Annotated in this window: 23 protein-coding genes, 2 pseudogenes and 1 riboswitch; of the genes and pseudogenes, 15 read left to right on the top strand and 10 right to left on the bottom strand. The window is 78.1% G+C overall.

Features of this window, described 5'->3' with window-relative positions; all coding sequences use genetic code 11:
• The first annotated feature begins 28 nt into the window (after positions 1 to 28).
• On the top strand, positions 29 to 505 hold the full coding sequence (locus D5H78_RS03600; RefSeq protein ID WP_218566182.1) for a MarR family winged helix-turn-helix transcriptional regulator: 477 nt from the start codon (positions 29 to 31) through the stop codon (positions 503 to 505).
• Between the two features lie 69 nt (positions 506 to 574).
• Here D5H78_RS03600 and D5H78_RS03605 read toward each other — a convergent pair whose 3' ends face one another.
• From D5H78_RS03605 to D5H78_RS03625, 5 genes are all read right to left on the bottom strand, one after another.
• Complete coding sequence (locus D5H78_RS03605; RefSeq protein WP_119948967.1) at positions 575 to 1,375, bottom strand: energy-coupling factor transporter transmembrane component T family protein; 801 nt, start codon at positions 1,373 to 1,375, stop codon at positions 575 to 577.
• A complete protein-coding gene (locus D5H78_RS03610) occupies positions 1,372 to 2,835 on the bottom strand; it encodes an ABC transporter ATP-binding protein (protein WP_218566183.1) in 1,464 nt (487 codons plus the stop codon). Before D5H78_RS03610 ends, D5H78_RS03605 begins: the two co-directional genes overlap by 4 nt.
• Complete coding sequence (locus tag D5H78_RS03615; protein WP_119948968.1) at positions 2,832 to 3,449, bottom strand: ECF transporter S component; 618 nt, start codon at positions 3,447 to 3,449, stop codon at positions 2,832 to 2,834. Before D5H78_RS03615 ends, D5H78_RS03610 begins: the two co-directional genes overlap by 4 nt.
• Before the next feature lie 107 nt (positions 3,450 to 3,556).
• Positions 3,557 to 3,661, bottom strand: a riboswitch (TPP riboswitch).
• 38 nt (positions 3,662 to 3,699) lie between these two features.
• Complete coding sequence (locus tag D5H78_RS03620; RefSeq protein WP_245941583.1) at positions 3,700 to 4,305, bottom strand: DUF1003 domain-containing protein; 606 nt, start codon at positions 4,303 to 4,305, stop codon at positions 3,700 to 3,702.
• 16 nt (positions 4,306 to 4,321) lie between these two features.
• Positions 4,322 to 5,590, bottom strand: coding sequence for a magnesium transporter MgtE N-terminal domain-containing protein (locus D5H78_RS03625; protein ID WP_119948970.1), 1,269 nt, complete (start codon positions 5,588 to 5,590; stop codon positions 4,322 to 4,324).
• 63 nt (positions 5,591 to 5,653) lie between these two features.
• Between D5H78_RS03625 and D5H78_RS03630 the strand changes: the two genes are divergently transcribed.
• The 9 genes and pseudogenes from D5H78_RS03630 (at position 5,654) to D5H78_RS03665 (ending at position 15,118) form a co-directional block, all read left to right on the top strand.
• Positions 5,654 to 6,535 carry a PhzF family phenazine biosynthesis protein gene (locus tag D5H78_RS03630; protein WP_119949339.1) on the top strand — a complete coding sequence of 294 codons (882 nt, stop codon included), beginning with the start codon at positions 5,654 to 5,656 and terminating at the stop codon, positions 6,533 to 6,535.
• Complete coding sequence (locus D5H78_RS03635) at positions 6,532 to 7,752, top strand: heparan-alpha-glucosaminide N-acetyltransferase domain-containing protein (RefSeq protein ID WP_218566185.1); 1,221 nt, start codon at positions 6,532 to 6,534, stop codon at positions 7,750 to 7,752. The genes D5H78_RS03630 and D5H78_RS03635 overlap by 4 nt, the downstream gene beginning before the upstream one ends.
• A complete protein-coding gene (locus tag D5H78_RS03640; protein WP_218566186.1) occupies positions 7,749 to 8,576 on the top strand; it encodes a hypothetical protein in 828 nt (275 codons plus the stop codon). The genes D5H78_RS03635 and D5H78_RS03640 overlap by 4 nt, the downstream gene beginning before the upstream one ends.
• 79 nt (positions 8,577 to 8,655) lie before the next feature.
• Entirely contained in the window at positions 8,656 to 9,603 is a 948-nt protein-coding gene (locus D5H78_RS03645; RefSeq protein WP_119948971.1) for an alpha/beta hydrolase, read from the top strand.
• A 416-nt stretch (positions 9,604 to 10,019) separates the two neighbouring features.
• Positions 10,020 to 10,574: pseudogene (locus tag D5H78_RS20405) on the top strand (ABC transporter transmembrane domain-containing protein); the annotation flags it as partial.
• A gap of 364 nt (positions 10,575 to 10,938) precedes the next feature.
• Complete coding sequence (locus D5H78_RS20410; protein WP_218566187.1) at positions 10,939 to 13,236, top strand: ATP-binding cassette domain-containing protein; 2,298 nt, start codon at positions 10,939 to 10,941, stop codon at positions 13,234 to 13,236.
• A 649-nt stretch (positions 13,237 to 13,885) separates the two neighbouring features.
• A complete protein-coding gene (locus tag D5H78_RS19190; protein ID WP_165865580.1) occupies positions 13,886 to 14,032 on the top strand; it encodes a hypothetical protein in 147 nt (48 codons plus the stop codon).
• Between the two features lie 172 nt (positions 14,033 to 14,204).
• Positions 14,205 to 14,465 (top strand): annotated as a pseudogene (locus D5H78_RS20415) (sugar phosphate isomerase/epimerase); the annotation flags it as partial.
• Positions 14,462 to 15,118, top strand: a complete 657-nt coding sequence (locus D5H78_RS03665) for a nucleoside/nucleotide kinase family protein (protein WP_218566189.1) — start codon at positions 14,462 to 14,464, stop codon at positions 15,116 to 15,118. The pseudogene D5H78_RS20415 and the gene D5H78_RS03665, both read left to right, overlap by 4 nt.
• A 1-nt stretch (position 15,119) precedes the next feature.
• Here the strand turns inward: D5H78_RS03665 and D5H78_RS03670 are convergent, their stop codons facing one another.
• Entirely contained in the window at positions 15,120 to 15,671 is a 552-nt protein-coding gene (locus D5H78_RS03670; protein WP_119948975.1) for a hypothetical protein, read from the bottom strand.
• 35 nt (positions 15,672 to 15,706) lie between these two features.
• Between D5H78_RS03670 and D5H78_RS03675 the strand changes: the two genes are divergently transcribed.
• Both D5H78_RS03675 and D5H78_RS03680 read left to right on the top strand, forming a co-directional pair.
• Positions 15,707 to 16,630 (top strand): DMT family transporter, encoded by a 924-nt coding sequence (locus D5H78_RS03675; RefSeq protein WP_177891092.1) that lies wholly within the window; start codon positions 15,707 to 15,709, stop codon positions 16,628 to 16,630.
• A 68-nt stretch (positions 16,631 to 16,698) separates the two neighbouring features.
• Positions 16,699 to 18,579 (top strand): NPCBM/NEW2 domain-containing protein, encoded by a 1,881-nt coding sequence (locus D5H78_RS03680; RefSeq protein WP_119948976.1) that lies wholly within the window; start codon positions 16,699 to 16,701, stop codon positions 18,577 to 18,579.
• Positions 18,580 to 18,611: 32 nt separating this feature from the next.
• Here the strand turns inward: D5H78_RS03680 and D5H78_RS03685 are convergent, their stop codons facing one another.
• The 3 genes from D5H78_RS03685 to D5H78_RS03695 form a co-directional block, all read right to left on the bottom strand.
• Positions 18,612 to 20,210, bottom strand: coding sequence for a histidine kinase N-terminal 7TM domain-containing diguanylate cyclase (locus tag D5H78_RS03685; RefSeq protein WP_119948977.1), 1,599 nt, complete (start codon positions 20,208 to 20,210; stop codon positions 18,612 to 18,614).
• A gap of 87 nt (positions 20,211 to 20,297) precedes the next feature.
• A complete protein-coding gene (locus D5H78_RS03690) occupies positions 20,298 to 20,657 on the bottom strand; it encodes a hypothetical protein (RefSeq protein ID WP_119948978.1) in 360 nt (119 codons plus the stop codon).
• A gap of 134 nt (positions 20,658 to 20,791) precedes the next feature.
• Positions 20,792 to 21,835 (bottom strand): YihY/virulence factor BrkB family protein, encoded by a 1,044-nt coding sequence (locus D5H78_RS03695; RefSeq protein WP_165865581.1) that lies wholly within the window; start codon positions 21,833 to 21,835, stop codon positions 20,792 to 20,794.
• 476 nt (positions 21,836 to 22,311) lie between these two features.
• On the opposite strand from D5H78_RS03695, the gene D5H78_RS03700 reads away from it, so the two are divergent.
• Both D5H78_RS03700 and D5H78_RS03705 read left to right on the top strand, forming a co-directional pair.
• On the top strand, positions 22,312 to 22,764 hold the full coding sequence (locus D5H78_RS03700) for a YflT domain-containing protein (RefSeq protein ID WP_119948980.1): 453 nt from the start codon (positions 22,312 to 22,314) through the stop codon (positions 22,762 to 22,764).
• 3 nt (positions 22,765 to 22,767) lie between these two features.
• On the top strand, positions 22,768 to 23,811 hold the full coding sequence (locus D5H78_RS03705) for a DUF2332 domain-containing protein (protein WP_119948981.1): 1,044 nt from the start codon (positions 22,768 to 22,770) through the stop codon (positions 23,809 to 23,811).
• A gap of 11 nt (positions 23,812 to 23,822) precedes the next feature.
• Here the strand turns inward: D5H78_RS03705 and D5H78_RS03710 are convergent, their stop codons facing one another.
• Positions 23,823 to 24,227, bottom strand: coding sequence for an NUDIX hydrolase (locus D5H78_RS03710; RefSeq protein WP_218566190.1), 405 nt, complete (start codon positions 24,225 to 24,227; stop codon positions 23,823 to 23,825).
• A gap of 92 nt (positions 24,228 to 24,319) precedes the next feature.
• On the opposite strand from D5H78_RS03710, the gene D5H78_RS03715 reads away from it, so the two are divergent.
• A complete protein-coding gene (locus D5H78_RS03715; RefSeq protein ID WP_119948982.1) occupies positions 24,320 to 24,952 on the top strand; it encodes a DUF6758 family protein in 633 nt (210 codons plus the stop codon).
• Positions 24,953 to 24,982 lie beyond the last annotated feature (30 nt).

Below are 24,982 nucleotides of genomic sequence, written 5' to 3' on the forward strand. Positions count from 1 at the left end.
GCGGTGAGGCAGCCCTAAGATCCGCAGCGTGAGCAGCAGCCCAGCAGCGAGTGGCCGTCGCCGCCGACGGCTCACGGCGGACGAGCTGGAGGCGTGGCGGGTGTTCCTGCGCGCGCACGCGCTGCTGACCCGCCGCCTGGAGGCCGACCTCGTGGCCGAGCAGGGCATGTCCCTGGCGTCGTACGACGTGCTGGTCACCCTCGTCGACGCGCCCGCCCGCTCGCTGCGGATGACCGAGCTCGCCGACCGGGTCCTCATCAGCCGCAGCGGCCTCACCCGGCTGGTGGACCGGCTCGAGCGCGACGGGCTGGTGCGCCGCGAGCCCGCGCCGGACGACGCGCGCGGGCTGCTCGCCGTCCTCACCGACACCGGGTACGACCGCCTGCGCCGCGCCTCCTCGACGCACCTGCGGGGCATCGACGAGTACGTCGTCTCCCGGCTCACGACCGGGGAGCTGCTCGAGACCGGGCGGGTGCTCGGCAAGCTCGTCGACCGGCTCGACTGACGCGACCGGCTCGACCGGCTCGACGGGAGCGGCCGGCTCGGCCGGCTCGCGGGGGCGGCCGCCGGCCGGTCAGGACAGCAGCGGCTCCCAGACGCCGACGGCGACGCTGAGGGCGGTCGCGCCGAGCGCGAGGGCGGTGGCGCCCGCGAGCAGCGCCACGTCGCCGCGGTCGAGCACCTGGCGGCGGGCGTACGTGCGGGCCAGCCCGCTGTCGAAGCCGCGCGCGTCCATGGCGGTGGCCAGCCGGGTGGCCCGGCGCACCGCGGCGACGAGCAGGCCGAGCAGGGTCCCGGTGCCGAGGCGCACCGCCGCCACCGGCCCGCGGGCGTCGACCCCCCGGGCGCGCCGGGCCCGCGCCAGCGAGCGCCGGTCCTCCGCGAGCAGCAGGACGAGGCGCCACGCGGCGAGGGCGCCGTACACGGGCCGGGGCGGCAGGCGCAGCTGCTGGGCCAGGGCGTCGGCGAGGTCGACGGGGTCGATCGTGGCGAAGGCGACGACGCCCGGCAGCGCCACGGCGAGCACGCGCAGGCCGGCGGTGAGCCCGACGGCGAGGCCGTCGGCGGTGAGGTGCAGCGGCCCGGCGTCGAGGAGCACCCGCCCGGTGCCGACGTCGGTGAGCAGCGCGTTGGCGAGGGCGAGGCTCAGCGCCGCGATGAGCAGCGGCCAGCCGCGGCGCAGCAGCGCCCGCGGCGGCACCCCGGCGAACGGCAGGGCGAGCAGCTCGGCGGCCAGCAGCACCGCCGGGGTGAGCGGGTCGACGGTGACGAGCAGGACGGCCATGACGACGAGGGCGGCGCCGAGCTTGGCGAGCGGCCCGCGGCGGGCCAGCGGCGCCGACGGGTCGGTGGCGAGCGGGGCGAGCAGGCTCACGCGGCCGCCCCGGCGGGCGCGGGCGGGCGGGCCAGGGCGAGCCGCCGGTCGGCGAGCGCCGCGGCGAACGGCTCGTCGTGGGTGACGGCCAGCAGGCTGGTGCCGCCGTCGCGCAGCGCGGCGAGCAGGTCGAGCAGCTCGGCCCAGGTGCGCGCGTCCTGCCCGAAGGTGGGCTCGTCGAGGACGAGGACGTCCGGCGCGGTGGCGAGCGCGGTGGCCACGGACAGCCGCCGCTTCTCCCCGCCGGAGAGGGTGAAGGGGTTGGCCCCGGCGAGGCCGTCGAGGCGCAGCCGGGCCAGGAGCTCGTCGACCCTGGCGCGCGCGGCCGCCTCGGGGACGCCCGTGCGCCGCGGCCCGAGCAGCAGCTCGTCGTCGACGCGGGCGGTGAGGAACTGGTGCTCCGGGTCCTGGAAGACCGTCCCCACCCGGCGGCAGAGGTCGCGCGCGCGCCACCGGTGCAGCGGGCGGGCCCCCGCCCCGGGCAGCCGGACGGCGCCGGCGGCGGGGGCGAGCAGCCCGGCGAGGGCGAGGGCGAGCGTGGACTTGCCGGCGCCGTTCGGCCCGACGACGGCGGTGGCCTCCCCGGCGCGCAGGGCCACGTCGAGCCCGTCGACGACGGGCGGGCGCCCGGGGTGCGCGAGGACGAGGCCGTCGCCCTCGAGCACCGCCGGGCCGGGGGCGCGCGCCGCCCGGCGCGGCGGCGCCGCGGCGGCCCCGGGGACCCAGACGCCGGCCGCGGCGAGCGCGCGGCCGTGCGCGGCGAAGACGGCGCCGGGCGCGCCGTCGGCGACGACGCCCCCGCCCGGCTCGAGCACCACGACCCGGTCGACGAGCTCGAGCGCGTCGGCGACGCGGTGCTCGACGAGCAGGAGCGTCGCGCCGGTCGCGTCGAGGGCGCGGCGGACCGCGGCCCGTACGAGCGCCGCCCCCTGCGGGTCGAGGTTCGCCGTCGGCTCGTCGAGCAGCAGCAGCGCCGGCTCGGCGGCCACGGCCCCCGCGAGGGCCAGGCGCTGCTGCTCGCCGCCGGACAGCGCGGTGGTGGGCCGGTCGTGCCCGTACGGGAAGCCGACCGCCCGCACCGCCGCGTCGACCCGCGGCCAGATCTCCGCGGCGGGCACCCCGCGGTTCTCCAGGCCGAACGCCACGTCGTCGCCGGCCCGCGCCATCACCAGCGAGGTCTCCGGGTCCTGGAACAGCATCCCGACCCGCGTGCGCTGCCGGTCGGCGGGCGCGCCGTCGACGAGCGCCGCGCCCTCCTGCTCCGCGGCGGTCGACGCGTCGAGCAGCCCGGCCAGCCCGGCCAGCAGCGTCGACTTGCCCGCGCCGGAGGGCCCGAGGAGCAGCACCCGCTCGCCGGGCTCGACGCGCAGGTCGACCCGGCGCACCGCCCAGCGGCGGCGGCCCGCGTGCCGCCAGCCCCAGCCGCGCAGGTCGACCCGCGCGGGCGCCGTACCGCTCACACCTCGCGCTGCTGGGCGCGCCCGGCGGCGAAGGGGGCGAGCACGCCGGTCCGGGCCAGGGCCCGGACGAGCCACCAGGCGAGGACGCCGGCGAGGACCCCGGTCGCCATCGAGCTGGCGACGTACACGGTGCGGGCGCCCGCCCCGAGCGCGTAGCTCAGGACGACCGACTCGTAGACGCCCATGGCGAAGCCGGCGCCGACGCCGGCGAGCGCCCCGGCGACCACGCCCCAGCGGCGGTAGAGCAGCGCGGCGAGCACCAGCTCGGCGCCCAGGCCCTGCCAGACGCCGGACATGAGCACCGACAGGCCCCAGACGCTGCCGAAGAAGAGCGACACGGTGGCGGCGACGAACTCGGTGTAGAGCGCGGCGCCCGGCCGGCGCACGACCAGCCCGCCGACGACGCCGGGCACGAGCCAGACGAAGGCGAGGAGCGGCTGCGCCGGGCTGCCGGACAGCGGCGCCGAGACGACGCTGTAGAGGTAGTTGTTCCAGACCGCGAAGACGAGGCCGAAGGCGACCGCGATGACGGAGGCGACGACGATGTCGACGGTGCGCCAGCGGCCCGGGACGCGCCCGTCCGCCGCGGCTGCCCGTCGTGAGGTGTCGACCATGGTGCTGAGCTCCTGCCCCTGGGAGAGGACCGGAGGGCGTGACGTACTGAGCGGCCCCGGGCAGCACGGCGCGCACCGGGGGACGGACCCCTGGTGCGCGCGGTGCTGCGAGGCCTGAACCGACTCCCTGCGCTGGCATGACCCAGATCAGGTTCGAGGGTCTGCGGGCGGGCCCGCACTCTCAGCGCTGCTGCGCTCCCCTGTCGCGTGGACGTGTGCGCCGCGACGCTAGCACGCGCGGGGCGGCCCCTCAGCCCGGCGGGCGCTCCTCGTCGTCGCGGCGCAGGGTCTTGCGCAGGTCCTTGCGGATGCCCGAGCGCAGGTCCTTGGACAGGTCCCGGCTCAGGTCGCGGCTCAGGTCGCTCTTGAGGTCCGAGCCGAGCTCGTCGCGCAGCTGCTCGCGCATCTCGTCGAGCAGGTCGCGCAGCTCCGAGCGCAGGAAGTCGCGGGTGGCCACGTCGCCGACGCTGATGCGCAGCGAGGCGAGCTCGCGCGTGAGGTACTCGGTGTCGGCGATCGTCCGCTCGGAGCGGGCGCGGTCCTGCTCGTACTGGACGCGGTCGCGGTCGTCCTGGCGGTTCTGCGCCAGCAGGATGAGCGGCGCGGCGTACGACGCCTGCAGCGACAGCATGAGGGTCAGGAAGATGAACGGGTAGTCGTCGAAGCGCATCTCGACCGGAGCAAGCGCGTTCCAGAGCACCCAGGCGAGCACGAAGCCCGTCATGTAGACGAGGAAGCGGCCCGTGCCGAGGAACCGCGCGATGCGCTCGCTCAGCCGCCCGAAGGCGTCGGGGTCGTACGACGGCGCCACGACGACCCGGCGGCGCACCTCGCGCGGCTGGTCGAGCCGCGCCACCCGGCGCGACCGCTCCTCACGCGCCACGCTGAGCCCCCGCGGGCTCGTCGGCCGCCTGCTGGCGCCAGTCGTCGGGCAGCAGGTGGTCGAGCACGTCGTCCACGCTCACCACGCCCACGAGGTGGTCCGCCTCGTCGACGACCGGGACCGCCACGAGGTTGTACGTCGCCAGGTGCCGGGTGACCGCGGCGAGCGGCGTCTCCGGGCGCACGGGCTCGATGCCGTTGTCGACGATGCCCGCGACGAGGGTCGACGGCGGCTCGCGCAGCAGCCGCTGGATGTGCGCGATGCCGAGGTACTTGCCGGTGGGGGTCTCCAGCGGCGGGCGCACCACGTAGACCATCGAGGCCAGCGCCGTCGACAGCTCGGGGTTGCGCACCCGGGCGAGCGCCTCGGCGACCGTGGCGTCCGGGGCGAGGATCACCGGCTCGGTCGTCATCATGCCGCCGGCGGTGTCGTCGCCGAAGGCGAGCAGCCGGCGCAGCGGCGCGGAGTCCTCGGGCTCCATGAGCTCGAGGAGCTTCTCCGCCTCGTGCGGCTGGAGCTCGGACAGCAGGTCGGCGGCGTCGTCGGGGTCCATCGCCTCGAGCACGTCGGCGGCGCGCTCCTCCTCGAGCTTGCCGAGGATCTCCACCTGGTCGTCCTCGGTCATCTCCTCGAGGACGTCGGCCAGCTGCTCGTCGGCCAGCGCGGCGGCCACCTCGAGGCGGCGCTTGGGGGAGAGGTCGTGCATGACCTGGGCGAGGTCGGCGGGGCGCAGCTTCTCGAAGGTCGCCAGCAGGTTCGCCGCGCCCTGGCCCTCCTCGGCGAGCGAGAAGCCGGTGACCGCGTCCCAGTCCACGAGCAGCGTCTCGCCCCGGCGGCGCAGCCCCTTGGCGGGCCGGCTGACGAAGACCTTGGCGACGAGCCACTCGCGCAGGCGCGTCTCCTCCATCGCCACGTCCTCGACGGTGACCGTGGTGCCGTCCTCGACCAGGGTGACGCTGCGGTCGAGCAGCTCGCCGAGCACGAGCGTCTCCGTCGCCCGCTGCTCGAACCGGCGCATGTTGACCAGGCCGGTCGTGATCACCTTGCCGGCGTCGAGCGCCGTCACCCGCCCGATCGGCAGGAACACCCGGCGGCGGCCGAACACCTCGACGACGAGCCCCAGCACGCGCGGCGGCTGGCGCCCGATCCGCAGGGTCACGACGACGTCGCGCACCTTGCCGACCTGGTCGCCGGTGGGGTCGAACACGGCGAGGCCGGCGAGGCGCGCGATGAAGACCCTGCTCGGCGCTCCGCTCACGGGGCGAGGCTACCGAGCCGCGGCGGGCCGGCGGACGCCACGGAGCGCCATGATGGGCCGGTGCTGCGCTACGAGGTCGTCGACGTGTTCACCGCCACGCCCTTCGCGGGGAACCCGCTGGCCGTCGTCCTGGGGACGGAGGGGCTGGCGACCGAGCAGCTGCAGGCCCTCGCCCGCGAGTTCCACCTGTCGGAGACCGCGTTCCCCACCGTCCTCGAGGACGACCCCGACGCGGACTACGCGATGCGGATCTTCACCCCCGAGACCGAGCTGCCGTTCGCCGGGCACCCGACGGTCGGGACCGCGTGGGTGCTCGCCCGCCTCGGGCACGTCCTCACCGGGCCGCTGCGCCAGCGGTGCGGGGCGGGGACGTACGACCTGGACGTCGCGGCCGCGCCCGGGGGCGGACCGGGGCGGGTCGAGCTCGACGGCGGCGCGCCGGACGTCGGCGGGGAGCTGGCGGCCGACCGGCTGCTCGAGGCGGTCGGCCTGGGCCCGGACGACGTCGCCGCGCCGCCGCGGCGCGCCGGCACGGGCCTGGGGTGGACGCACCTGACGGTGCGGCACGGCGCTGTCGCCCGGGCCGTCGCCGACGTGACGCGGCTGCGCGCGGTGGCCGACCTCGCCCCGGTCGGGGTCTACCTGCACGAGGTGCACCACGCGCCGCACGGGCTCGACGTGCGCGCCCGCGCGTTCACCCCCGAGCTGGGCGTGACCGAGGACCCCGCCACCGGCTCGGCCGCGCTCGGCCTCGGCGGGCACCTCGTCGCCTCCGGCCTCGCACCGGGCGACGGCACGACGGCGTACGTCGTGCGCCAGGGCGTGGAGATGGGCCGGCCCTCGGTGCTGCACGCGCTCGTGGCGGCCTCGGGGGGAGCGGCCACCGGGACGCGGGTCGCCGGGGACGTCGTGCCCGTGGCGTCCGGGGAGGTGCGCGTCCCGTGACCCCGGCCGCGGCGGACCCGGCGACCGGGGCCGGGCAGCCCCCCCGCGCGCGCCGCCTCGCGGGCGTCGACGCGGCGCGGGGCGTCGCGCTGCTCGGGATGATGGCCGTCCACGTCCTGCCGGACGTCGACCCCGACGGGAGCACCTCCCTGGCGTACCTCCTCGCCAGCGGCCGGGCCGCCGCGCTCTTCGCCCTGCTCGCCGGGGTCGGCCTGGCGCTCGCCCACGGCGGGTCGCGGCGCCTGCCGCAGGGGAGGGGCTGGGCGGCGGACGGGGCGGGGCTCGCGGTCCGCGCCGCGTGCATCGGGCTGGTCGGGCTGCTGCTCGGCGAGGTCGACAGCGGGGTGGCGGTGATCCTGCCGTACTACGCCGTGCTCTTCGTGCTCGCCGTGCCGCTGCTCGGGCTGCGCCCGCCCGCCCTCGTCGGCGTCGCCGTGGCGGCGGCCGCCGTCGTGCCGGTGCTCAGCCACGACCTGCGCCGCGCGCTCCCGGCCCCCGACCGCACCAACCCGACGCTCGCCGACCTCGCCGCCCCGGGCGACCTGCTGCGCGAGCTGCTGCTCACCGGCTACTACCCGGCGCTGCCGTGGGTGGCGTACGTCGCCACCGGGCTCGCCGTCGGCCGGCTCGCGCTCGGCGCGGTGCGGGTGCAGGCCGGGCTGCTCGCGGTCGGCGCCGCCCTGGCGCTGGGCGCCGCGGGGGCGTCCTCGCTGCTGCTCGGACCGCTCGGGGGTCGCGCGGCGCTCGAGGCCGACCTCGCGGGCTACCCGCCGGCGGAGGTGGACCGGCTGCTGGCGTCGTCCCAGTACGGCACCACCCCGCCCGGGACCTGGTGGTGGCTGGCCCTGGACGCCCCGCACTCCAGCACCCCCCTGGACCTCCTGCACACGACCGGCACGTCGCTCGCGGTGCTCGGTGCCGTGCTGCTGCTCGCCCGGGTCGCCGGGCCGCTGCTCGTGCCGCTGGCGGCGGCGGGCGGGATGACCCTGAGCCTCTACTCCGCCCACGTCCTGCTGCTCTCCTCGGGCCTGCTGCCCGCGGAGCCCCTCGCCTCGTGGCTCGTGCAGTGCGCCGCCGCCCTCGCGGGGGCGACCGCCTGGCGCCTCGCCGTCGGTCGCGGTCCGCTCGAGGCGGCGGTGGCCGGGCTCGTCCGGCCCGTGCGCCGCGCGGTCGGGGGTGTGCAGGAGCCGTCGCCACGGGGCAGTGTGGAGCGGTGACCGACGACCCCGTCGAGGCCATGGCCCTCACGAGCCGCGAGGCGCTGCGCGACCGCGCCGGAGCCCTGGTGGAGGAGGCGTGCGCGTGGGCCGTCGGGCTGTCCGACCGGCCCTGGGTCCAGCGGCGCCACGGGCGCGTCGTCGACGGCGGGCAGACGATCGGCTCGCGCGCCCTCTCGGGCCTGCCGCTCGCCGGCGAGGAGGACGCCCGGCTCGAGCTCGGCGACGCCGCCCCCGGCAGCTTCCAGGACGCCCTCGGGGCGCTCGCCCCCGACGGCACCCTGCTCGCCGAGCGCTTCGACGACGAGGTCCTCGTGCCGTTCGCCCTGGCGGCGGGTGTCGTGGCGGCCGGGCGGCTGCAGCGGGCCGACCCGCAGGGCTGGGCCGACCTGCTCGACGAGCTCGGCGAGGACGGCAGCGACCTCGAGGCGGTGGTGCGCGCCGGCGAGTGGGACGCGCCGCTGCGCGCCGACGCCGAGCAGCTCGTCCTCGGCGCGCTCGGGCGGCGCCCCCTCGCGGAGGTGGAGGCCGAGGGGCTGCCGCTGGCGGTGGTGCGCGCGGCCGAGGCCCAGACCCGCGCCGCCGCCGAGCGCCCGCCCGCCGCGCCGCCCGGGGCCGCGGCCCTGGAGGGCGCGGTGTTCCTCGCCGAGGCCGCCGTGGCCGGGGCCGGGCTCACCGTGCCCGTGCCGCCGGACGAGGCCGAGGTCCTGCTCCTCGCGCTGCGCGACGAGGGGCTGGAGGAGGACGAGGTCCTGGCCGTGCTGCCGCTGCTCCCGCTGGCGCCCGGCACGGCCGCGGCCGTCGCGGCGCGGCTCTCGCCGTGACGCGGGCGGGCGCGGTCCGGCCGGTGCCCGCGGACCGCCCGGTCCCCGACGAGGTCCTGGCGGCGCGAGGGCGCCGGCCGTGACGGGCGGGTGGTCGCCCGACGTCCTCGGGGAGCCGTACGCCGCCCGCACCCTCGCCCTGCGCCCGGACGCGGAGGGGGAGGTCGTGGCCACGCTCGTGCGGCGGGGCGCCCCGGCGTCGCGGCGCGCGGTGCTCTACGTGCACGGCTTCGTCGACTACTTCTTCCAGACCCACCTCGCCGACGCGTGGGCCGCGCGCGGCTACGACTTCTACGCCCTCGACCTGCGCAAGTACGGCCGCTCGCTGCTCCCGCACCAGACGCCGAACCTCTGCCTGTCGCTGGAGGAGTACGACGAGGAGCTCGACGCGGCGGCCCGCGTGGTGCGCGAGGAGGACGGGCACGACGTGCTCGTCGTCATGGCGCACTCGACCGGCGGGCTCGTCGTGCCGCTGTGGGTGGACCGGCGGCCGGGCCCCGTCGACGCGCTGGTGCTCAACAGCCCGTGGTTCGACCTCAACGCCGGGCTGCTGCAGCGCACCGTCGGAACGCGCGTGCTCGACGTCGTCGGGGCGCTCGACCCGCGGCGGCGGGTCGCGACGCTGCCGTCGGTGTACGGCCGGGGCCTGCACGCGTCCACCGGCGGGTCCTGGGACTACGACCTGGCGTGGAAGCCGCTCGACGGGTTCCCCGTGCTCGCGGGCTGGCTCCGGGCGGTGCGCCGGGGGCACGCCCGGCTGGCCTGCGGCCTCGCCGTCGACTGCCCGGTGCTCGTGTGCGCCTCGACGCTGAGCGGCCCGGCCGACCGGTGGTCGGACCTGCTGACGCGGGCCGACTGCGTGCTCGACGTCGAGCACATGGCGGCGCGCGCGACGCGGCTCGGGCCCCGCGTCACGGTCGTACGGGTCGAGGGGGGCATCCACGACCTCGCGCTGTCGCCGGAGCCCGCGCGCCGACGGTTCCTCGACGAGGTGTTCCGCTGGGCGTCGGCGTACGTGCCGGGCTGACCGCGCGGGGCCGGCGCCGCGGGGCGGGGCGGGTGCGGCGGGCGGGCCGGCGGGCGTACCGGCAGGAAAAGGGCGGGCGCCGGGGCGTGCCGGGGGCCTAGCGTGGGCCGGCCCCGAGCGGGGCCGGGCGGGGGTCGCGGGGCGAGGTGCGCGGGGCGGCAGGGGCGCGGGACGGGGGGGTCGGGGTGCGGGCGGAGCGGCGGCCGGAGCCGGTCGGGTGGCAGCGGCTGCGGGGCCGGGGGGCGTCCGTCGCGCTGGCGCTCGCCGCGGTCGCAGCGCTGGCGGAGACGCTGGGCAGCGTCGTCGCGGGGCAGGTGGCGGCGGGCCCGGAGTGGGGCGCGATCGGGCAGCTGGCGGCGCTGCTCGTCGGCTCCGCGCTGCTCGACACCGCGGGGCGCACCGTCGCCTCCGGCGTGGTGGGCACCGCCGAGGGACGGCTCCGCGCCGACCTGCTGCGCTCGGCGCTGCACCAGCCGCTGCCGGCCCTCGAGGAGCAGGCGGTCGGCGAGGTGCTCGACCGGGTCGACGACGACCCGGCGCAGGTGGCGAACCTGCTGCGGCGCGCCGGCTGGGAGATGGGCCGCGCGGTCCTGCGCTCGGTGCTGGCCTGGGTCGTCGCGGGGCTCACCTGGTGGGGCGCCTGGCTCGCCTTCCCGGTCGTGGCCGCGGTGGCGCTGCTCGTGGTGCGACCGTTGACGCCGATCATCGCGGAGCGCAAGCAGGCCGAGGAGGCCGCCTGGTCCGAGCACGCGGCGCAGCTCGAGGAGGCCGTCGCCGGCCGCGACGACGTGCGCTCCTCGCTGGGCCAGGCCCACGTGGTGCGCCAGTACGCCCGCCGCAGCGCCGCCCTGCTCGACCGCGTCCGCGCCACGTGCCGGGCGTCGACGACGGCGGCCCTGCGCGCCGGGCTCGTGCTGCACGCGCTCCTCGCCGCGCTCGCGCTCGGCGGCACCGCGCTGGTGGCCGGCGGCCGCCTCGGCGTGGCCGAGCTGGTGACGCTGTGGCTGCTGGCGACGTCGTTCGTCGGCCAGCTCAGCCGGGTGACCGACCACCTGCCCGAGCTGCAGGCCGGGCTCGGCGCGGTGGCGCGGATCCGGGCGCTGCTGCAGGCGCCGCAGGAGCCGGAGGGCGGGGCGCCGCTGCCGCCCGGTTCCGCCGACGTCGAGTTCCGGGGGGTGACCTTCGGGTACGACGGCGGCTTCGCCCTGCAGGGCGTCGACCTCGTCGTCCCGGCGGGGACCACGTGCGCCCTCGTCGGGCGCACCGGCGCGGGCAAAGTCGACCCTCGCGAAGCTCGTCCCGCGCGCGGTCGAGCCCCGGCCGGGGCAGGTGCTCGTGGCCGGCCAGGACGTCACCCGCACCGCCCTGGACGACCTGCGCCGGGCCGTCGGGGTCGTCACCCAGCGCACCGAGGTCCTCGCCGCGACCCTCGAGGAGAACATCACGCTCTTCGCCGACGTGCCGCGCGAGCGCGTCGACGCCGCGGTCGAGGCGCTCGGGCTCGGCTCCTGGGTGGCCTCGCTGCCGCAGGGGCTCGCGACCCGCCTCGGCGTCGGGGGCACGACGCTCTCGGCGGGGGAGGAGCAGCTCGTCGCGTTCGCGCGGCTCCTCGTGCGCGACGTGCGGGTCGTCGTCCTCGACGAGGCGACGGCCCGCATGGACCCGCAGACCGAGCAGCGGGTGACCCGCGCGACGGAGCGGCTGCTCCGGGGCCGTACGGGCCTCCTCGTCGCCCACCGGCTCCCCACGACGGAGCGCTGCGACGCGGTCGCCGTCCTCGACGGCGGCCGGGTCGTGCAGCACGGGGCCCGCGCCGACCTCGCCGCCGCCCCCGGCCCCTTCCGCGACCTCCTGCGGGCGTCGGGCCGCGCGGCCGCGCCGCTGCCGCCCGCCGCCCCCGGCGCGCTGGCCCGCGCCGGGCGGCGGCGGGGGCGCCCGGAGCCGGCGCCACCGCGCCCGTCGCTGGGGCGGACGGTCGTGCGGCTGCTCGGGGCGTACCCGCGCTGGGGGCTCCTCGGCGGCGCGCTCTTCCTCGGGCCGGTGCTCCTGGGCTCGTACGGGGCCGTGTCCGGCGCGCTCTGGGGCGCGCTCGTCGCCGGCCTCGAGGCCGGGGAGCGGCCGTGGGGGGCCGCCGCCGGGCTCGCGGCGGGGCTGCTCGTGGCGCCGGTCGCGGTGGCGGGGGCGTTCCGGACGTACCCGCTGTGGTGGTCGGCGGTGCACCTGCGGATGCGCCTGGCGGTGCTGCTGGGCCAGACCGCGCAGCGGCGGCTGCGGCGCACCCCGCCGGGCGAGGTGGTGGCGCGCGCGCTCGACTCCGAGCGCATGGTGCTGTACGCCGACCGCTGGGTCGACGTCGCCTTCAGCCTCGTGGCCGTGGCCGCGACCGCCGCCCTGGGCGGTGCCGCGCTGTCGGCGGCCGTCCTGGGCGGGGTGCTCGTCGGCTCCGCGCTGGTGTCGGCGGCGGGGGCGCCGCTGGCCGGTGCGGCGGCCCGCGAGGCCGGCGACCGCCGGGCGCTGCTCGGGCGCTCGCTCGCCTCCACGCTCGACGCCGCGAGGACCGTGAAGCTCGCCGGGGCGACGGCGGCGGTGCGGGCCCACCTGGAGGAGGTCGACGCGCAGCGCACCGCGGCCTCGGTGCGCGAGCACCGGGTGCGCTCGCTGCTGCTCGGCGTGCCCGGCGTGCTCGTGCAGGCGGGCGTCGTCGCCGGGTGGGCCGCTCACCTCGTCGGCGCCTTCGACCTGGCGACCGCGCTGCTCGTGACGACGGCGGTCAGCGGCTTCGGCTGGTTCGGCACGGTCGCCGGCGCCGCCGTCACCGAGGCGCCGGTCGCCCGGCGGTGGCTGCGCGCGACCGCCGAGCTGGCGGGGCGGGACGACCTCGTGCGCGCACCGGCCGAGGTGGACCTCGTGCACGGCGCGGCGCCGCCGCCGCCCGAGGCGCCGCGCGAGCCGCTGCGCCGGCTCGTCCTCGAGGGCGTCGGCGCGGTGCACGACGACGGCACGGTCGGGGTGGAGGGCGTCGACCTCACCGTGGACCGGGGGGAGCTCGTCCTGCTCGCGGGGCGGGTCGGCTCGGGCAAGTCCAGCCTGCTGTCCAGCCTGGCGGGGCTCGTCGACCACGAGGGCACCGTGCGCTGGAACGACCGGGCCGTCGCCGACCCGCAGGTGTTCCTGCGCCCCGGCCAGGTCGCGTACGTCGGCCAGGTCCCCCGCGTCCTGTCCGGCACGTTCCTCGACAACGTGGCCCTCGACCACGCGCGCGACGTGGCGGCCCCGCTGGAGGACGCCCGGATGGGGCCCGACGTCGCGGCGGCCGGCGGGCACGCCGCCCTCGTCGGCCACCGCGGCGTACGCCTCTCCGGCGGGCAGGTGCAACGGCTAGCGCTCGCCCGGGCCCTCGCCACCGGCGCCGAGCTGCTCGTCGCCGACGACGTGTCGTCGGCGCTCGACGCGCGCACCGAGGTCGAGCTGTGGGAGGCGCTGCGCGCCCGCGGCACCACCGTCGTCGGGTCGAGCTCCAAGCGCTCCGCCCTCGAGCGCGCCGACACCGTCGTCGTCCTCGACGGCGGCCGCGTCGCCGCCACCGGCCGCTGGGAGGACCTCGCCGGCGACTGGGGGCACCTGGCGGGGTGACGCGGGGTAGTGCCGCGGGGCCGAGGCCTCGCCGCTCGGAACGGCGGCTCGTCGTCGAGCCCGGGCCACGAGCTGTGGGAGCGCTGAGGGCGGATGGTGTGGGCGTTCGCGTGCTGGTCCCGGGCGGTGGTGGCGCGCAGCGGCGGTGCGTAGGGGCTGAGGCTGGGGCCGGTGGTGCTGGTGCGTCCGGTGCGGCTGGTCCAGGTGGTGGTGGGGCCGGTGTCGGGAGTCTCGTCGGTCTGGCAGCGGGCGGCGGGGCGGGCGCAGCCGGGGAACACGCAGGTGTGGTTGCTGGCCAGGACGTGGTCGCGCAGCTGCTGGGCCGGCTCGTACCGACGGCGTCCGGCGTCGAGCAGGTGCCCGGTGACCGGGTCGCGCACCCAGCGCTGCCAGGCGGTGTCGGCGGCGAGGGAGCGGGCGATGCTGGCGGGGAGGACGCCGCCGGTGGCGCCGGTGACGCCGATGGCGCCGGTGGCGCCGATGGCGCCGGTGGCGCCGGTGGCGCCGGTGGCGAGCGCGGGTTCCTCGCGCAGGCCGAGCAGGGTGGGCAGGTCGCCGTGCACGTGCAGCGTGAGGTGCCGGCCGTGACGGTGGGCAGGGTGGGGTCGTCGAGGGCGTGCAGCGCCCAGGCGAGCAGGGTGTTCACGCGGTGCTGCCCGAGCAGCAGCTCCCGCTCACCCAGCTCATCCTGCTCGCCGTCAGTCCTGCCGTGATCATGCGCGGATGGCGCGGGGGTGCCGATGTCGTCGTCGGCGCGCTGCCCGTCGGGGGCGGGGTGCGCGCCATCCGCGCATGATCGCGGCGGTGGGTCGGTGGGTGCTGCCGGGCGTCCGGCTGCCGGTCTTGGCGGCGTTGCGTGCGGCGTGGGCGGCGGTGTCGAATCTCCCGCAGTCTCGTGCTCCGCCACGAGCGCATGATCGCGGCAGGCGTCGGCCGACGAGGTCGAGCGGGGGCCGGACCACGGTGTCGTCGGCGACGTCCACGTCGGCGAGAACCACCGGGGCTACCTCGGCTCCGGGCACCTCGACCTCGGCGCGTTCTTCCACGCACTGTCCGACGTGCGGTACACCGGGCCCGTGACCTTCGAGTCGTTCTCCTCCGCGGTCGTGGCACAGGGCCTGTCCAACGACCTCGCCGTGTGGCGCAACCTCTGGGACGACGGCGAGGACCTCGCCCGCCACGCCCGCTCGTTCATGGCCGACCGCATCGCGGCGGCGCAGCGCCGGTGACGGAGCTCGCCCCGCTGCTGGACCGCGCGCGCTCCCTCGTCCGCGGGGGAGGGCGCGCGGTGCTCGGCATCACCGGCAGCCCCGGTGCCGGGAAGACCACGCTGGCCGAGGCGCTCGTACGGGCCCTCGCCGCAGCGCCGCCGGAGGGGCTGGGGCCCGACGGGGTGGCGCACGTGCCCATGGACGGGTTCCACCTCGCCGACGTCGAGCTCGACCGGCTCGGCCGGCGCGAGCGCAAGGGGGCGCCGGACACCTTCGACGCCGCCGGGTACGTCGCGCTCGTGGAGCGGCTGCGCCGCGACGCGGACGAGGTCGTCTACGCGCCGGCGTTCGAGCGGACCCTCGAGCAGCCGGTGGCGGGCAGCATCCCGGTGCCGCCCGCCGCCCGGCTCGTCGTCACCGAGGGCAACTACCTGCTGCTCGACGAGGGCGACTGGCCTCGGGTGCGCCCGCACCTGGACGAGGTGTGGTTCTGCGAGGTGCCCGCGCAGGAGCGGGTGCGCCGCCTCGTGGGGCGCCACACCGCGTTCGGCAAGGCGCCGGACGCCGCCGAGGCCTGGGTCGCGACGGTCGACGAGTCGAACGCGGCGCTCGTCGAGGCGACGAGGGCCCGCGCGGACCTGTTGGTCCCGACGGGCACCCCGTACGCCTGAGTCAGGTGCGGCCCCGGCGGCGGCGCAGCCGGCGGGCCCGTCCCAGCACCGTGGGCAGGGGGCCGCGCGTCGTCGCGGGGGTCGGGGCCGGGGCTGCGGCGAGGGAGCCGTCGGGCATGGCGCCCGGCTGCTCGAGCAGCTCGCCGGTGGGCTCGAGCCGCGTCACGCGCGACGCCTCCCGCCAGCGCCGGTCCTGCTCGCCCAGGTCGCGAGCGTTCAGCCGCTTGGAGGCGAGGGCGGCGACGGCGGCGCCGTACCGCTCGCTGCCCGGCTCCTCGTCCAGGACCCGGGCGACCCAGGTCACGAGCCGGCCGCCCTGGTCCTTGCTGCGCACCGTCACCACCGCGCGGTCGACCCCCGGTGCGAGCGGGTCGAGCGGCTGCTCGCCGCCGCCGTGGACGACGTACGCCGCGCCCTCGGCCCACGCGTGCCACGCCGGCACCGGCCGCCCGCCGGCGACGGACACCCAGAGCAGGCCGGAGCGGGTGCAGGCCTCGGCCACGAGCGCCTGCGCCCAGGCGGGGTCGGCGTCGTCCTCGGCGTGCCCTGTCACCGGGCCAGGGTAGGGCCGCTGGCAGGATCCCCGGCGTGACCGCCCCCGCCGCGGCGCGGCCGCGGACCCTCGGGCGGCCGGGCGCCGCCGACGCCCTGCTCATCGCCGTCGGCGTCGTGGGGGTGTCGACCTCCGGCCCCCTCATCGCCGCGATCGCCGCGCCGGCCCTGGCGGTGGCGCTGTGGCGCAACGCCCTGTCGCTCGCGCTGCTCGTGCCCGCCGTCGCGCTGCGGCACCGGGCCGAGGTCGCGGCCGTGGGGCGGCGCACCCTGCTGCTCGGCCTGCTCGCCGGGCTGCTGCTGGCCGGTCACTTCGCGCTGTGGGTCCCGAGCCTGTCGATGACGTCGGTGGCCTCGGCGACCGCCCTCGTCTGCACTCAGGCCGTCTGGACCGCCGTGTTGGCGCGCCTCGCCGGGCACCACGTGCCGCGGCGCGCCTGGCTCGGCATGGCGGTCGCCCTCGCGGGCGTGCTCGCGGTCAGCGGCGTCGACGCGGCGCTGAGCCGCGAGGCCCTGCTCGGCGACCTGCTCGCGCTCGGCGGCGGGGTGTTCTCCGGCGCGTACGTCGTGCTGGGCGCCGAGGTCCGCCGCCACCTGAGCACGACGACGTACACGGCGGTCTGCTACGGCGCCTGCGCCGCGGTGCTCCTCGCGGTGTGCCTGGCCGCGGGCGTGCCGCTCGGCGGGTACGCCGCCCGCGACTGGTGGCTGCTTGTCGCCCTCACCGTCGCCGCGCAGATGCTCGGGCACAGCGTCTTCAACCTCGTGGTGCAGCGCGTCAGCCCCGTCGTGGTCAGCCTCTGCATCCTCCTCGAGGTCCCCGGCGCGGCCCTGCTCGCCGCGCTGTGGCTCGGGCAGGTGCCGCCCGCGGCCGCGGTGCCCGGGATGCTCCTCGTGCTCGCCGGCATCGCCGTCGTCGTGCGCGCCGACCCGGCCGCGCCGGAGGCGCCGCAGGGGTGAAGGTGGCTTCACAGCACCTGCGGCCGGGACTACCTTCCAGGTCCCATCCCTCGTCGCGGGGAGGCGCTGTGCACCGCGTGCGGGTCGTCCTGGTCCTCCTCGCCCTGGTCGCCGCGGCCCCGGCGCCCCCGGCGGGCGCCGCTCGGGCCCCGGCGCAGGGTCCCGTCCAGGCCGACCGAGCGCTGACGGCCAGCCGTGCGACGGTCCTGCCCGTCGCCTGGACCCGGCAGGTCGTGCACGCCGGCCAGGGGGTCGTGCTCGCCACGCGGCTGAGGGGACCCGACGGCCGGGACCTGGAGGAGCCCGTGACGTTGTACGGCCGGTCCGCCGGGCAGACGCGGTGGCGCGCCCTGCAGCGCTTCCCCGACGGCGGCCGGGTGGCCGCGGACGAGTCGCCGCGCACCGATGCCGAGTACTTCTTCCGCCACTGGCCGTCGGCGCGCCTCGGCCTCGCCTCCAGCCCCGTCATCCGGATCGACGTGCAGGAGGACCCTTCTCCGGCGGTCACCCTGCAGCTCGTCCCGGGGGCCCTGCAGACCTTCGGGCCCATCGACAGCTGCTGCCCGAACCTGGTGGCGGACGAGCGTCTCGGACCCGCGGTGGAGGGCGAGCTGCTCCAGGTGCAGGGCGCGTACGTCGACCCTGGATCCGCCACTGGCACGACCCGGTTCCCCGTCCTCCAGACGTGGACGAGTGGCCGGTGGCGGGCGATCGGGGGAGGCAACCTCGCTCGCTCCTCATGGCACACGACGACCGCGGCACCCTCGGCCGGTCGGCACCTGTACCGCGCGGTGCTGCCGGCGGCGCCTGGGCTCCCCGCCGTGGTGTCCGGGGTGCGCGAGCTCGTCGTCACCCGGCAGAGGACCGCCCTGAGCGCGCCGCCCCAGGCGCGGCAGGGGACGGTCCTGCGGTTCCGCGGTCTCTCCGCGCCCCACCGCCCTGGCCGTCACTTGGCTGTGCAGGAGCTGCGGGACGGCCGTTGGCTGTCCGTCGCGAGCACTGGCACGGGCACCGGTGGCGCGTCCAGCCTGGCCCTGCGGGCGCCAAGGCCGGGCGTCCACCGCTACCGCGCAGTCGCCGCCGACTACAGCGGAGCGCCGGCGAGGGCGTCCCTCCCGGTGGACGTCGAGGTCCTGCCGTCGCCTGTTCCCCGTCCGTGGGTGACGCACCTGGACGAGCTGAGCCCCGCCACCGGGGAGCGCGAGCACCTGGTGCGGGGCCCGGTACTCATCGAGGGCCGTACCTACCGGCGGTCCGTCCAGATGTCCAACGGCGGGAGCATCGTCGTCGAGCTCGGGACGCACGCCGCCACGCTCAAGGCCGCCGTGGGCGCCGGACCACCGGAGGTGGGCCTCGACCCCGTGCCGGTCTTCACGGTGGTGGTCGACGGGCGTACCGTCCTGCGCCGGATGGTGCCGTCCCAGAGCGCGTTCCCGCTGTCGGTCGACGTGCGCGGTGCCCGCCGGGCCGTTCTGACCTTCAGCAGCCGGGGCAGCATCTACGAGAACGAGTACCCGCCTCCTCGGCTCCTCCTCGGAGACGCGGTGGTCACGTCGCGGGCGGAGCCCCAGCGAGGGCTGGTGCCGGACGCGCTCTACCTCCTGGACCTCCCGCCGGTGTCGACGCGCGGGGATGTCGGCCTTGACGACGACGGGGACCACAAGCTCCGCAGCGGGCCGTCAGAAGGTGCTCTTGAGTACGACCTACCGCGCCCCTACAGGAGGTTCACCGCTACCGCGCGCCTCTTCGGCGAAGTCGTCGACGCCGTGGGCTCCGTGCGGGTCGTGGGGGACGGCCGCTTGCTCGCCAGCTACGACGAGGTCGGGACGGACTACCGGCGCGTCGACGTCGACGTCACGGGTGTCCGTCATCTGCGCCTCGAACTGGCGGCAACTGCAGGGGGGCTGAGCTACGGCCTGGCCGTGCACGACGCGGCACTCCTACCTTGACCGCGCCGCCGACTCATCGAGACCGGTCCCCGTCACGCGGCGACGAGCGCGGCCGCGTCGACGACCCGGTCCCGCCCGCCGGCCTTGGCGGCGTAGAGGGCGCGGTCGGCGGCGTCGAGCAGGGCCGCGGCGGTGGCGCCGGCGCCGGGGGAGGCGGCGACGCCGACGGAGGCGGTGACGCGGACGGGGGTGCCGCCGAGGACGTGGACGCGCCGGGCGCACTGGCGGCGCAGGCGCTCCCCGCGGCGCACCGCCTGCGCGGCCGCGGCACCGGGCAGCACGAGGACGAACTCCTCGCCGCCCCAGCGGGCGACGGTGTCGCCGGCGCGGGCGCCCTCGACGAGGTCCTGCGCCAGGCCGCGCAGGACGGCGTCGCCGGCCGGGTGCCCGTGGGTGTCGTTGACGGCCTTGAAGTGGTCGACGTCGACGACGAGGACCGCGACGGGCCCGCCGCCCTCGAGGGCCGCGTCGAGGGCGCGCTCGAGGTGCCGCCGGTTGTGCAGGCCGGTCAGGCTGTCGCGCTCGACCTCCTCGGCGAGCTCGGCGCGCAGCCCCTCGATGACCTCGAGCTGCTCGCGCAGGCGCCGGTGGGCCTCGGCGAGCTCGGCGTGGCGGGCGTGCTCCTCGCTGACGTCGCGGGTCACGACGACGCGCCCCGCCTCGGCCCCCCGCCCGTCGAGCAGCAGCGAGATGCGCAGGTCCAGGTGCAGGCCGGGCCGCGGCTCGAGCAGCTCGCGGCGCTCGCGCCCGGCGACCGGCGCCATGACGGCGGGGGAGACGACCTCGGCGGCGGGCAGGCCCACCACGTCGACGGGGCCGTGCGGGCGCAGGGTCCGCAGCATCGCCCGGCCCGCGGGGTTGAGGTCGAGCACCAGCCCCTGCGCGTCGACGACGAGCACGGCGTCCGACATCGTCTCCACGACCTGCCCCCGCGCCACCGGGACGAGCTGCATGAGCCCCTGGCGGGTCAGGGCCCACCAGGCGACGACGCCGGTGACCGTGAAGAACAGCGGGGTGTGGTCGGCGCTGCGGCCGTCGTGCGAGGCGACGAGGGACGCCGCGTTGCCGACGATGGGCACGACCGAGGCGACGAGCAGGCTGCTCACCTGGCGCCGCTGCACGCCCGGCGCCTGCAGCCACGAGCGGGCGAGGAGGACCAGCCCCACCGCGAGGACGGAGTAGCTGTACGCGGTGTGGGCGAGGAACAGCGGGCCCAGCCAGGTGTGCAGCTCGGCCGGGTCGCCCTCGTGCCACTGGCGCACGAAGAGGCGGTGCAGGTCGTTCGTGGCCACGGCCGAGAGCGCGAGGGCGGGCTCGACCGCGAGGAGGGCGTACGTGCGCCGCCCGGGCCGCCAGCCGCGGTCCGCCACCGAGCGGCACATGCAGAACGCGCTCGCGACCGTGCCCACGACGCCGACGAAGCCGACCTCGGTGGCCCGCGACTGCACCTCGAGCGGGAGCGGCAGGTGCGCCAGCGACCAGCAGGCCGACCACCAGGCCAGGCTCGCCATCGTGGCCGCGAGGGCCGGCGCCGCCGGGGTGGCGCGGCGCCGCTGCCAGGCGAGCCCGGCGACGGCGACGGAGACGAGGGCCGAGACGACGTACAGGGCGAACAGCGGCAGCTGCGGCACGGCACCCCCTCCCGGCGGGCCCCCGACGGGCCCTCACGGGCAGGATCGGCAGCGGGCCGCCCGGCCTGAACGCCGCGGGTGCGCCGGCTACGCCCGGCGGGCGGCGACGAAGGAGCGCACGGCCAGCGCGACGAAGGCCGCGCAGACCACGAGCGTCGCCCAGCCGGCGGCGGTCGCGATGCCCGCGTCGTCCGAGCCCGCGGCCGGGCGCGCCACGAGCTGGCCGACGGTGCCGAGCACGCCGAGCAGGCCCACCGCGGCCGCGGCGTGCATCGCGTGCTTGCGCGCGGTGCCGCCGCGCAGGCCGACGGCGCCGGCCCCGGCGATGAGCAGGCCCAGCAGCGCGGGGATGAGCGCCGTCGGGCTCGCCCCCGGGCCGGACGCCGCGTAGGCGACCACGCCCACGACGACGAGCAGCGCCCCTGCGGCGACGGCGGTCCTCGGCACGGTGGTCCCTCCAGGGTCGGTGGCGACGGGGTGGCGGGGCGCGGACGCACCGCGCCCCCGCCGGGACGGGTCCCGACGGGGGCGAGGCTACCGGGGGCGGTCGCCGCCCGCGCCCTGCGAGGGCGGCACCGCCCTCAGTGGTGGTCGATCTTCTTCGTGTCGCGCGGCGGCAGCTGGATCTGGTCCTCCGCGCCCGGGATGCCGGCCTGCAGCTGGCGCCCGCGCTCGGTCTCGGCGTCGAACTCCGCGCCGAAGAGCAGGGCGAGGTTCGTGATCCAGAGCCACAGCAGGAAGATGACGACGCCGGCGAGGCTCCCGTACGTCGCGCCGTAGCTGGAGAAGTTCGCGACGTAGAACCCGAAGCCCAGCGAGGCGACGACCCACACGAGCAGCGCGATGAACGAGCCCATGCTGATCCAGTGGAACTTGGGCTGGCGCACGTTCGGCGTCGCGTAGTAGAGGCCCGCGATGAGCAGCGCCACCACGACGACGAGCACCGGCCACTTGGCCCAGTTCCACACCGTCACCGCGGTGTCGCCGAGCCCGATGACGTCGCCGATGGACTGCGCGACCGGGCCGGTGGCGACGAGCGCGATGGCGACCGCGGCGACGACGACGAGGCCGACCACGGTGATGAGCAGCTGCAGCGGGCGCATCTTCCAGAACGGGCGCCCCTCCTCGACCTCGTAGATCCGGTTCATCGCGCGCGAGAACGCGCCGACGTACCCCGACGCCGACCAGATCGCGCCGAGCAGGCCGAAGCCGATGCCCGCGCCGGCCGCGTTGGTGACCACGTTGCTGATCGGGCCCTCGAGCGCCTCGACGCCGCTCTGCCCACCGAGGTCGGAGACGATCTGCAGCAGGTTGTCCACCGCGCGCTGCGGGTCGGACACCAGCCCGATGAGCGACACCATGGCGATGAGCGCGGGGAAGAGGGCGAGCAGCGCGTAGTACGTCAACGCCGCCGCCGAGTCGGTGCACTGGTCCTCGTTGAACTCCTTGACCGTGCGCTTGAGGACGCCCTTCCAGGACGACCCCGTCAGGTCGGTCGGCGAGTCCGGCTTGCGCGGGTCGTCGGGGTCGGGGGCGCCGTACGCCGCGCCGGGCTCGGACCGCCTGACCTGGAGGTCGTCGCGGTCGGACCCGCGGGCCTCCTCGGTCAACTTCCTGCTCGCCACGAGGGCACCTCCGATCGCGCCGCGGACCCTCCGCGACCGACCGTCCTGTCCCCGCAGGCGCCGGCGCTAAGCCTCCGCGGCGCGGCCCGCGGACGTGCACGAGGGCCGGGACCCTCGCGGGTGCCGGCCCTCGGCGGGAGCGGGTGGGGAGCGTCGTCGCGGCACTCGCCGCATGCGCCCGGTGCCCGGCCCCGCGCTCGCGCTGCGGGACGGGGTCGACTGCGACGCGGTCAGGGGCGCGCCACCCGCCGTGCTGTGGTCCCCGTGGCTGTCAGGGAGCGTGCTCCCGGACCGGGGTCTGCGTGCGCCTCTCCAAACGTCGCTCCTTCCCCTGGGGGTGGGTCCGACGTCTCCGACGGTACGCCGCGCGCCCGGCCAGTCAACCCCCCGCGGCGTGTCGGAGGATGGGGGCCGAGCGACCCCGCTCGGCGCACCACCCCCGCCCGCGAGGGCCCGGACCGCACCAGGAGGCCGCGATGACCGGCACGGCAGCGCGCGAGAGCGTCGCGCGCACGACCTCGTACGCCACCGCGCAGGAGGCCGTCGACCTGCTGGCCGACCGCGGCTTCCCCGTCGAGGCGGTGCAGATCGTCGGCACCGACCTGCGCCTCGTCGAGCAGGTGTACGGCCGCCTCGACCGCGGCCGCGCCGCGCTCATGGGCGCGGCGAGCGGCGCCTGGGTCGGCCTGCTCGTGGGGGTGCTGCTGGCGCTGTTCGCCACCTCCGGCACGGCCGCCGTGCTCCTGCTGCTGTGGGGCCTGCTCGTCGGCGCGGCGTTCGGCGCCCTCGCCGGCGTCGCGGCGCACGCCCTGAGCGGCGGGCGCCGCGACTTCGTCGCGCGCAGCCAGGTGGTGCCGCAGCACTACGACGTGCTCGTCGAGGCCCCGCACGTGGCGCGGGCGCGCGAACTGCTGGCCGCGGGGCGCTGACCCGTGGCGCCGGCGGGGGCGGCTGCGGTCGCCGCGCACGTGCGGCGCCAGGCCGGGTGGTGCGCCGACCTCGGCTCGCCGCTCTACGCCGCGCTGCTCGCGCGGGCCGCGGACGACGTCGACGCGGGCGGCCCGGTCGCCGAGGCGCTCGCCGACCACGAGGGCGACCCCGACGACGACGCGCTGGCGCTGCGCCTCGCCGGCACGGTGCACCGGCTCGTCCTCGCGCGCGAGGCCCCGGCGCTCGCCCTGCACTACCCGTCGGTGGGCGGCACCCCGGGCCCGCCGGAGCAGGTGTGGGGCGCGTTCCGCGACGTCGTGGCGCAGCGCCTGCCCGCCGTGCGGGCCGGGCTCGCCTCGGCCCCGCAGACCAACGAGGTCGGGCGCAGCGCGCCCCTGCTCGGGGGGCTGCGCCACCTCGCCGCCCGCGCGCCGCTGCCGGTGCGCCTCGTCGAGGTGGGGTCCAGCGCGGGGCTGAACCTGCGACCCGACCTCGTCCGGGTGCAGGGCGACGACGGCTGGGAGGGGCCGCGGGCGTCGCCGGTCGCCCTCCCCGGCGCGTGGCGCGGTCCCGTGCCGCGGGCGGGCGTGCGGGTCGTCGAGCGCCGCGGCTCGGACGTGGCCCCGGTCGACCCCGCGACGACGCAGGGGCGGCTGCGGCTGACCGCGTACGTCTGGCCGGACATGGCCGAGCGGCTGGCCCGCCTGCGGGGCGCCCTCGAGCTCGCCCGCCGGGCCCCCGCGCGGCTCGAGCGCTCGGGCGCCGCGGCAGCGGTGTCGGCGCTGCGCCCGGCCGAGGGCGCGTGGACCGTCGTGCACCACTCGGTCGTGCGCCAGTACCTCCCCCCGGCGGAGCGCGACGCCCTCGACGCCGCGCTGGAGGCGCTCGGCGGCGCGGCCTCGCCCGCCTCGCCCGTCGCCCACCTCGCGCTCGAGCCCGAGGGCGGGCGCTTCGTCGTGCGGCTGCGCACCTGGCCGGACGGGGACGACGCGGTGCTCGGGACGGCCGCGCCCCACGGGGTCCCCGTGCGGTGGGGCGACGGCTGAGGGCACCGCGGTCACGGGTCGAGGGCGCCCCAGGCGGTGAGGTGCCCGAGCAGGCCGTCGACGAGGTCGAGCCCCGGGAGGTCGGCCACGGGCACGAAGCGGGCCTCGGCGGCGTCGTCCCCGGCGCGCAGCGCGCCGCCGGCGAGGGTGCAGGCGTGGTCGCGGACGTCGTACACGGCCCCGCCGGGGCCCGGCACCCGCACGGCGCCGAGCAGCGGCCCCACCACCACCTCCAGCCCGGTCTCCTCGCGGACCTCCCGGCGCACGGCGGCCGCGTCGTCCTCCCCGGGCTCCACCCGCCCGCCGGGCACCGACCACCGCCCGGCCTGGGGCGGACGGCCGCGGCGGACGAGCAGCAGGGCGCCGGAGGCGTCGCGCACGACCGCTCCCACGCAGGGCACGGCGCGCTCGCCCACGGCCACCCCTCGTGCTCGTACGGCCCCGCGCCGTCGCGCTGGGTGACGGCAGCCTATTGACGGGCGCGCGGCGGGGGAGGACCGTCGGGGGGATGAAGGGCACGCCCACCTGCCCGCGCTGCAGCGAGGCGGCGCACCCCCCGGGGCTGTGGTCCAGCGCCTGGACCTGCCCCGTGCACGGGGAGGTCGCGCCCCTGCAGCCGCTCGTCCAGCCCTCGCCCGACGTGCTCGCGCTCGTCGCCAAGGAGGCGCGGGTCCCCGCCTGGCTGCCGTGGCCGCTGCCGCGCGGCTGGCTCGTCACGGGCGTCGCGCACGCCGGGGACGACCGCACCGGCCCGCGCGCGGTGGCCCTGGCCTGCTCCGGCCCGGCGCCGCTCGGCGGGATGGGCGAGCTCGTCCTCGTCGCCGAGGAGCCCGGTGTCGGGCTCGGGGCGCGGTACGCCGGGCTGCCCGGCCCCGACCCGGGCGAGGCGCCGTCGGCCCCGCCGGCCGCCCGGCTGCAGGCCGCCGGGCACGAGACCGCGCTGTGGTGCCTGCCCGCGCCGGCGGACCGGGCCGCCTTCGTGGGCGAGGCCCGCGGCTGCTGGCTGTGGCTCGTGCTCTGGCCCGAGCCGTGCGGCGCCATGCTGCTCGAGGACCTCGAGCTCGCCGACGCGCGCGACGTCGTGCCCGAGCTGGCGCTGGTGCCCGTGGGCGCCCTCACACCCCGGCTGCAGCCGGAGTAGGGGTCCCGGCGGGGGAGCGGCCGTTACGCT

Source organism: Vallicoccus soli (assembly GCF_003594885.1).
In the GTDB taxonomy this organism is placed as follows: domain Bacteria; phylum Actinomycetota; class Actinomycetes; order Motilibacterales; family Motilibacteraceae; genus Vallicoccus; species Vallicoccus soli.